This window comes from Nostoc sp. WHI, from assembly GCF_015714725.1.
Taxonomy (GTDB): Bacteria; Cyanobacteriota; Cyanobacteriia; order Cyanobacteriales; family Nostocaceae; genus Nostoc.
The window spans coordinates 46,864-54,988 of the sequence record NZ_WBKM01000223.1 but is presented as its reverse complement, the minus strand read 5'-3'; the positions used below and the strand labels follow the sequence as shown (position 1 = coordinate 54,988).

At 40.7% G+C, this 8,125-nt stretch carries 9 protein-coding genes; 5 read left to right on the top strand and 4 right to left on the bottom strand.

Features of this window, described 5'->3' with window-relative positions; genetic code table 11:
• Positions 1–300 precede the first annotated feature (300 nt).
• The 3 genes from F8S12_RS22650 to F8S12_RS22640 all read left to right on the top strand — a co-directional run bounded on the left by F8S12_RS22650 (position 301) and on the right by F8S12_RS22640 (position 2,465).
• Positions 301–810, top strand: coding sequence for a hypothetical protein (locus tag F8S12_RS22650; RefSeq protein WP_196518525.1), 510 nt, complete (start codon positions 301–303; stop codon positions 808–810).
• A gap of 11 nt (positions 811–821) precedes the next feature.
• Positions 822–1,577: a hypothetical protein gene (locus F8S12_RS22645; protein ID WP_230968199.1), complete on the top strand. Its 756-nt coding sequence runs from the start codon at positions 822–824 to the stop codon at positions 1,575–1,577.
• 114 nt (positions 1,578–1,691) lie between these two features.
• Positions 1,692–2,465 carry an Rpn family recombination-promoting nuclease/putative transposase gene (locus F8S12_RS22640; RefSeq protein ID WP_196518522.1) on the top strand — a complete coding sequence of 258 codons (774 nt, stop codon included), beginning with the start codon at positions 1,692–1,694 and terminating at the stop codon, positions 2,463–2,465.
• 145 nt (positions 2,466–2,610) lie between these two features.
• Here the strand turns inward: F8S12_RS22640 and asnS are convergent, their stop codons facing one another.
• A complete protein-coding gene (gene asnS / locus F8S12_RS22635; protein WP_196518521.1) occupies positions 2,611–4,002 on the bottom strand; it encodes an asparagine--tRNA ligase in 1,392 nt (463 codons plus the stop codon).
• Between the two features lie 102 nt (positions 4,003–4,104).
• Complete coding sequence (locus F8S12_RS22630; RefSeq protein ID WP_196518519.1) at positions 4,105–4,467, bottom strand: hypothetical protein; 363 nt, start codon at positions 4,465–4,467, stop codon at positions 4,105–4,107.
• A gap of 106 nt (positions 4,468–4,573) precedes the next feature.
• On the opposite strand from F8S12_RS22630, the gene F8S12_RS22625 reads away from it, so the two are divergent.
• The gene (locus tag F8S12_RS22625) at positions 4,574–4,849 is read left to right on the top strand and encodes a DUF6439 family protein (protein ID WP_196518518.1); all 276 of its coding nucleotides are present in this window, start codon (positions 4,574–4,576) and stop codon (positions 4,847–4,849) included.
• 71 nt (positions 4,850–4,920) lie between these two features.
• Here the strand turns inward: F8S12_RS22625 and F8S12_RS22620 are convergent, their stop codons facing one another.
• Both F8S12_RS22620 and rlmD read right to left on the bottom strand, forming a co-directional pair.
• Positions 4,921–5,370 carry an ATP-binding protein gene (locus F8S12_RS22620; RefSeq protein ID WP_196518517.1) on the bottom strand — a complete coding sequence of 150 codons (450 nt, stop codon included), beginning with the start codon at positions 5,368–5,370 and terminating at the stop codon, positions 4,921–4,923.
• Between the two features lie 414 nt (positions 5,371–5,784).
• Positions 5,785–7,170 carry a 23S rRNA (uracil(1939)-C(5))-methyltransferase RlmD gene (gene rlmD / locus F8S12_RS22615; RefSeq protein ID WP_196518516.1) on the bottom strand — a complete coding sequence of 462 codons (1,386 nt, stop codon included), beginning with the start codon at positions 7,168–7,170 and terminating at the stop codon, positions 5,785–5,787.
• Between the two features lie 171 nt (positions 7,171–7,341).
• On the opposite strand from rlmD, the gene F8S12_RS22610 reads away from it, so the two are divergent.
• Complete coding sequence (locus tag F8S12_RS22610) at positions 7,342–7,827, top strand: allophycocyanin subunit alpha-B (RefSeq protein WP_196518514.1); 486 nt, start codon at positions 7,342–7,344, stop codon at positions 7,825–7,827.
• The last annotated feature ends 298 nt before the right edge of the window (positions 7,828–8,125 follow it).

The window sequence follows — 8,125 nt, the reverse complement described above, 5'->3', positions numbered from 1 at the left end:
CTCCGGAGGCGGAGCGTCTCCGGCTCCGCTCAAGTCTCAGCGTCGAAATGTCTTGGAATTTTTGACTCAAGCCATTAGCGCTAAACGCCAGGGTCAACCAACTCCTTCTTTACTTCCACAAGTTCCTGCCGAGTAAAGTTGCTGTCAAAAATGCTGCTTAAAACCCACGAATTTATACAGTTTGATTTCCCAAATTGAATCAGTCTGCTGTCTGCTTCTTTTGAACTCTAACTCTTTGATGTCAATGGGTTTTACTTTCTTGTAATTTGCGATCGCCCCGTGGTCGATTACCCTTCAACTTTGCCTACATCTGACAAAGCAGAAACCGAACAAGCTCAAATAAAGGAGATAGAAAAACAAAAACTTCAGGCTGCTTTAAAAGCGGAGGAAGAAAGACAAGCGGCTATTAGAAAAGAAGCTGCTGTTAGAACAGCAAGAGAGCAGTTAGAAGCTGTGATAAGGGAAAAAAGAGAAATGAGGCAAAGAAGAGAGCAGTTAAATGCTGATATAAGGGCAAGGGCTTTAATAACACAAAAAAGGCAACAAGCCGATAAACAGCAACAGACAAAAATTAACCTTGAAAAAGCTAAACAAGTTTATTTGCAAACTAAGAAGCAACCAAAAACAACTGTAACAACCTCAAATCAACGGCAAGTACCACCTAAGCAACAAGTGACAACAGAACGACCAGAAAATACAGTAGATACAAATAATGATGGGGCTAATATCCCTAATCCTTGGGAATCTACATATCCAATTCCTAAAACTTCTGATGAATTAGAACAAGTAATAAGAGAGGGAAATCAATGATGAAATTCACTGTGAAAAGCTTAATTACTTTGGTGGTAACTAGCTCGGCTTTATTGTTAACACCAATGAAAAGTGATGCACAGGTAAATATGAGTAGACTAGCTCAGGTGGCGAAAAGCTGCCAAGAAAATATATTTTCTTCTAACTATTACAAGCGAATGGGATTTGATACAAATAGTATTAATCAATATCTGGAAAATTCCTATAATCAAGAGAAAGCAATCACACATTGTATACATTCTCGATATCATTACTCCTTAGTATTGACTAAATATCCTTGGCTTGATTCAACAGGAGAAATACTTCCTGGATATCCTGGTTCTGTTGTTGCTGCATCTCTAGCAAGCCTATTTGGTAGTTCTAATCAAACTTCTATTTTAGACTGTATTGCCAATCAAGATGTATCGAGTCGGGAATGCTCTCAAACCAGGCAAGTAATTGGTAGCGGAGCTAACTTTAGAGAGAGGGAAATAGACTGGTATAGAAGTTACAAGGTTAACGTTTGTCCTTCCTGTGTTGTTGCCCATGATGAGGTATCCGGTTCACGAGAAGAAATTTTAAAAGCTTTTATAAAGTGGTTTTTTACACTTGAAAAAGCACAAAGAAGGGAATTAATTTCTCTTTTAGGAGATGGCGATGAAGCTCGTGAATTAAGATTAGTAATAATGCGTGAAGTTAAGGCAGCTGAAAAAAAATATTTGGAAGTACGCCAAGGAGTTGAGGAACAGGAACAGGAGCGGCGTAGACAAGAAGTACTTGGTAATTAGATGCTGTTTAAAACAGTGATGTAGTATTATTATGTTGGGTTTCCTTGCCTCAACCCAACATAAATAAATTTAATCTTAATAAACAATACCTGATCCCCTTTATTTAAAGCTGTCATGTATGACAATATTTGTAAATTCATTGCTGAAAACTTCAAAGATGATTTAGCAACATGGTTGCTAGGTTCACCGATTAAATTAACAGAACTTAGCCCTACTGAATTATCAAGCGAACCAATTCGCGCCGATTCATTAATCTTATTGCAATCTGATGATTTAGTTCTACATACTGAGTTTCAAACTGACCCTGATGAAGATATCCCCTTTCGGATGTTAGATTATCGGGTTAGGGTTTATCGCCGCTTTCCTCACAAAGAAATGCGTCAAATAGTAATCTATTTGAGAAAAACAAGTTCAGAATTAGTCAGTGAAAACAGTTTTAAATTAAACAACACTTACCATCAGTTTGAGGTAATACGCCTGTGGGAACAACCAACAGATATATTTATGAGTATTCCAGGTCTATTACCCTTTGCCGTGCTAAGTCAGACAAGCGATCCTACAATGGTATTAACCCAAGTAGCCAAAGCAGTTGAAGCAATTAGCGATCGCCAGCTACAAAGAAATATAGCTGCTGCCAGTGGCATTTTAGCAGGTCTGGTGTTAAAGAAAGATGTAATTAGGAAGATTTTAAGGAGTGAGATTATGCGCGAATCAGTCATTTATCAAGAAATCCTAGAAGAAGGCGAAGCCAAAGGCGAAGCAGAAACAAGAAGAAAGTTGGCTTTAAATTTGTTGCGAATTGGAATGAGTTTAGAGCAAATTGCTCAAGTTACTGAATTATCTATTGAGCAAATTCAAGTTTTACAAGAGGAGATTCAAAAATCTTAATTTAAACTAATTGCTTTAGAAAATACGCGACTACACAAGCAAAACCCGCGATCACTCGCGGGTTTCAAAGTTTCTATTAGTCCTCGCAAACGGAATTGATTTGTGTAGACTGGATTTCTAATTGCCTGGGTTTCAAATTCTCAAACTAAAACTCAGCACTTTGGGGTGTACGAGGAAAGGGGATCACATCACGAATATTTCCCATACCCGTCATAAATTGCACGAGTCTTTCAAAACCTAACCCAAACCCAGCATGAGGGACAGTACCATAACGACGCAAATCAAGATACCACCACAAGTCTTCTGGGTTTAATCCTTGCGCTAACACGCGGCGTTCTAATACTTCTAAACGTTCTTCTCGCTGGGAACCGCCAACAATCTCGCCAATTTTGGGTGCGAGAATATCCATTGCGCGGACGGTTTTTTCATCGTCGTTCAAACGCATATAAAAAGCTTTGATTTGCGCTGGATAATCTGTAACGATCGCAGGCTTTTTAAATAATTGTTCAGCTAGATAGCGTTCGTGTTCTGATTGTAAGTCTAAACCCCAACTTACAGGATATTCAAATTTAACATCAGCTTTTTCTAAAAGTGCGATCGCTTCTGTGTAAGTTAAACGCTCAAATTGATTATTAATAATATTATCGGCTGTTGCCAACACAGATTTATCAATGCGTTCATTAAAAAATTCCATATCTTCTGGGCAAGTTTCCAACACATATTTGAAAATGTGTTTGAGAAACGCCTCAGCTAAATCCATATCACCTTCTAAGTCACAAAATGCCATTTCTGGCTCAACCATCCAAAATTCTGCTAAGTGGCGGGAAGTGTTGGAATTTTCTGCACGGAAGGTAGGGCCAAAGGTGTAGACGTTAGAAAACGCCATCGCCATAACTTCCGCTTCCAACTGGCCGCTAACTGTTAAATATGTGGGTTTAGCAAAAAAGTCTTGGCTGTAATCTACTGCTTGATTTTCTGTGCGGGGAATATTCTTTAAATCCAAACTGGTAACACTAAAAAGTTCACCCGCGCCTTCGCAATCGCTAGCAGTGATGATGGGTGTGTGTACCCACAAAAAGCCTCTTTCATGGAAAAATTGGTGAATTGCTGTCGAACAAGCATTTCTGACCCGGAAAACCGCACCAAAAGAATTGGTACGCGATCGCAAATGTCCAATGGTTCGCAGAAACTCAAAGGAATGGCGTTTCTTTTGCAGGGGATATGTATCGGGATCAGCTTCACCATAGACTTTCACTATCTCGGCTTTCAACTCAATTCGCTGTCCTTTGCCAAGAGAAGCCACTAACACCCCTGCTACTTCCACAGCAGCGCCTGTATTTAATTTTTTCAATATAGCTTCGTAATCTGGCAAATCTTGATTAATGACGACTTGCAAATTAGCTAGTGATGAGCCGTCATTGACTTCAATAAAAGCAAACCCTTTGGAATCGCGTTTCGTCCGCACCCAGCCTTGAATTTGGAGAGACTCATCAGGTTGACCACTTCGCAATATTTCTGCAATCCGTCGATTTACCATATTTTATAACTTATATTTCGTCAACGTAGAGAGTACAAATATTAAAGAATATTAACGAGCTAACCCAATCCAAAATCCAAAATCTAAAATCCAAAATTGAGATTACCCAGCATAAGACTTTAATATCCAGCCTATGATAACGCCCATTCCACCAAAGCGGACGACTTGCCAGAAAGGTTTTTTGAGGCTACGCCAAGAAAATAACTGGCTTTCTAAGTTTAGTTCTAGCATTTCCAACTGCTGTTGAATTTGCCGTAACTCTGCTTTGATTTGTGGTGTCTGAGATTTATTGTGCTTCAGTTGATCCCGACGCTGTTGCCATTGTGCCTGTTGTTGGCGATCGCGTTGCACTTGATCATAACGTTCTTTTAAGGATAGGAGCGATCGCTCTACTTCCTCTAGTTCTTGTTCAAAATTTGGTTCTGGAGTTTCCCCTGGCGATCGCGATTGTTTTGGCGGCTTCATTTATAAGTAGTAAATTAAGATTAAAATACGAGTCTGCCAATAGTCAAAATTAAAACTATAAGTTTTTGACTCAGCACTCAGCACACAGCACTCAGCACTCATAATTATGTCTCAATCTACCCAGCTGCCTAAAACCAGTCAACTGAATGAACTTAGTACTCTGGAACTAGCTCAAGTCCTGATGGAAAGGCTGAGTATCTCCCCTAACGATTGGCATCGTCTCAAGTCTAACCGCAATTCCCGCGCTAATGAACAAGTGGCAGCAGCTATTGTGTATCTTTTAAAGAATCAGCCACAAGAAGCTCAAGCTAGATTAGAACAAGCAGTTAGTTGGTTAGATCACTCTATTTCTGCCCCTCCCTGTCCAACTCATGGAAAGTAGGGAGTAGGGAGTAGGGAATAGGGAGTAGAAAAATCAATCAACTAATAACCTTCCCCACTCCCCACTCCCCTTTATCGTCGCAGAGATAATCTACGGCGATTTTCCATTTGTTTACAAAGCCTTAATTCTGTGCCTTTGCGGTTCCACTCTACCTGATCAAAAATTTGATGGAGAAGACATAAACCACGACCACTTTCTGCCTCATCTGGTGGGAGATAATCTGTTGATTCTTCATTACTACTAGATGAAGGAGTAAAGCCGCTACCCTGGTCTGATATTATCCACCAATATTGATTATCTATTAAGGAAAAACGCACTAGAACTGTTTTACTGGGATCAAGATTATTGCCATGTTTAGCTGCGTTTACTAGGGCTTCTTGAAGTCCTAGCCGCAGTTCTGCTTGTAATTTGGCTGGAATTTCTGCCAACAGTAAATCTAATATGGGACAAAGGTAGAGTGTTGAGGCAAAACTAATAGTACCCCAATAACGTCCAACTGGACGGAGTGAAATGGTAATCACAAGAGAAACCCCATAGCTTTCAGTTAGCTAGACATCAGTTTGCTATTACAGGCACCCTGATAAAACTTGAGGTGGTCATGCTGCCTTCAAACTTGCGTCTTTAAAACTAAATTTTCAAAATGCTAGGGAGCATTGGTTCTATGGATGAGTTGGCATTGCTTGAGTGTATAGCGGCTGGAATAAATTTGATAATCAAGCCAGCTAATTAGAAAGATGCTAATAGTTAAGGACAGTATTGGCATACTCTAAATTGGTTGCCGATTTGTAATTTACACAATCCACTTCATATTTTTAGGAGCCTATACAACTTGAATTTCTTTAAACAAAAGAAGTTTCTATTTTTAGCTTAATTCAATATTAGCATCTTTGGTATGCACTAGACTAGAAATTTCAAATTTCAGTTTTTGAAAGGACTTAGTACCCTTCTTTGTCCAAATGTGATAGCACAAGAAAGGCGGCAGCTTCAACATGAGCCGTTTGAGGAAAAAAATCAGCAGGTTGTACCCGTGTGATAGTATATTGCCCATCTTGACAAAGTAATTTCAGATCGCGAGCAAGGGTAGCGACTTTACAGCTGAGGTAAACGATCCGAGATGGTTTTAGTTGCCGTAAAGTGTCGATGACAGCGCGATCGCACCCCTTACGTGGCGGATCGAGTATTACTATTTCTGGTGTTATGCCCATTTTGGGAAGCAATTTTTCTACTGCCCCGACTTGAAATGTTACATTATCAATTCCGTTGCGCTGGGCATTCAAAATCGCTTGTTCTACTGCTGCTGGTTGCACTTCTAACCCTGTAGCAATACGTACTTTTTTGGCCAGGGGTAAAGTTAAAGTTCCAATACCACAATAAGCATCAACTAGCAACTCATCCCCTTGAAGATTGAGTTCTGATTGAATTACCTGCAATAGTGCCTCTGCTGTTTCTGTATAAACTTGAAAAAATGTATCTGGCAGCACTTGAAATTCCAGTCCAGCAAAATTCTCATGCAGGTGGGGGACTCCAGCGATGCAACGGGTTTCTGATCCAAAGATAGCATTTGTGCGATCGCCATTGCGATTGAGTGACACTCCCACCAACTGGGGATAGCGCTTTAACCACTCCTGGGCTTGGGTTTCAATTCCTGATAAATTCCAGTCCTTCACCACCAAAGTCAGCAACATTTCCCCAGTGTGTCGGCCAATGCGTAAACCGAGATGACGAATTTGCCCTTGATGTCTTTGTTCGTCGTAAATTTGCCAACCCTGCTGTTGGATGTCCTGCTTAACTTCGGCTAGTAAGGGATTTAAGCGCGCATCTTGGACTGGACATTGATTTAAGTTAATTAATTGGTGGCTACCTTTTTGGTAGTAACCAGCTTGTACCTGTCCTATTGCTGATTTGCCTAGAGGATATGTAGATTTGTTACGGTAGGCGAAAGCAGAAGGGGCAGCAAGTACCAAATCTACTGGTGGTTGGACAAAATTGCCAATGCGCTCCATTGCTTGGATAACTTGATTTTGCTTGGCAGCTAGCTGGTAATCATAATTAATATGCTGCCACTGGCAACCACCACACTTATCAGCCACAATACAACTAGGTCTGATCCGGTGGGGGGATCGTTCCAATAGCTCCTGGAGTTTCCCGTGGGCGTATTTGGGTTTTACGTGTACCAAGCGGACAATGGCGCGATCGCCTGGTACAGTATCTGGGACAAACACTACACGCCCATCAGCACGTCCCACACCATCGCCTGTATCGCTCAAGTCGGCGATCGTAACTTCAATTAATTCACCCTGTTGCCATACTATTTTAATCATTGATCATTGGTCATTAATCACTAGTAATTATTCTCCCCCACTCCCCACTCCCCACTCGCTATTTTACCCAAACAGATAAATTCAATACATAAGTAACTTTTATCCCTTCACTTGTGTACCTCAGACTCGTTAAACTAGCAAATAATAATATTTCAGGTGATTTCAATAACCATGACTGTAATTAACCAAGTCATTCTCAAAGCCGACGACGAACTGCGTTATCCCAGCAGTGGCGAACTTAAAAATATCAAAGACTTTCTGGAAACCGGTGTACAACGGACACGGATTGCTGCTACCCTAGCTGAAAACGAAAAAAAGATAGTTCAGGAAGCAACCAAACAACTTTGGCAGAAACGTCCTGACTTTATCTCTCCCGGTGGTAATGCTTACGGAGAACGTCAACGCTCTCTATGTATCCGTGATTTTGGCTGGTACTTACGCCTAATTACTTATGGTGTACTTGCTGGTGATAAAGAACCAATTGAAAAAATTGGTTTGATTGGCGTGCGGGAAATGTACAATTCCTTGGGCGTTCCTGTGCCTGGAATGGTAGAAGCTATCAATTCACTCAAAACAGCCTCCCTTGGCTTACTGAGCGCGGAAGACGCTGCTCAAGCAGCACCATACTTTGATTACATCATTCAAGCGATGTCTTAATACAAAGTGTGTGCTAGCTATAGGAGTATACTTCTGTTCTATTAGAGCGAGTGCAAGATATTAGCGCTCGATAGGCATAATATCCCCAATTTGATCATACTCTCCCCACATTTGGTAGTGGCTGTGGCAAAATCTTTGTCAAGTTACAAACCAGTTGTGGGGAAATTTTATGGGTATGGGGTATTTGATATCCAGATACAAAAAACCGACAGTCCTTTACGGATACTGTCGGCAATTTAAGTGTGTTCCCTATTAATGACTCGGCTAGAGTTCAATTGATATTAATTATGCCGACTTA

Excerpts from the sequence above, each read along its gene's own strand:
- F8S12_RS22610 (WP_196518514.1), top strand. The coding sequence starts at position 7,342 with ATGACTGTAATTAACCAAGTCATTCTCAAAGCCGACGACGAACTGCGT.
- F8S12_RS22630 (WP_196518519.1), bottom strand. The coding sequence starts at position 4,467 with ATGAAGCCGCCAAAACAATCGCGATCGCCAGGGGAAACTCCAGAACCA.
- F8S12_RS22640 (WP_196518522.1), top strand. The coding sequence starts at position 1,692 with ATGTATGACAATATTTGTAAATTCATTGCTGAAAACTTCAAAGATGAT.
- asnS (WP_196518521.1), bottom strand. The coding sequence starts at position 4,002 with ATGGTAAATCGACGGATTGCAGAAATATTGCGAAGTGGTCAACCTGAT.
- F8S12_RS22625 (WP_196518518.1), top strand. The coding sequence starts at position 4,574 with ATGTCTCAATCTACCCAGCTGCCTAAAACCAGTCAACTGAATGAACTT.
- rlmD (WP_196518516.1), bottom strand. The coding sequence starts at position 7,170 with ATGATTAAAATAGTATGGCAACAGGGTGAATTAATTGAAGTTACGATC.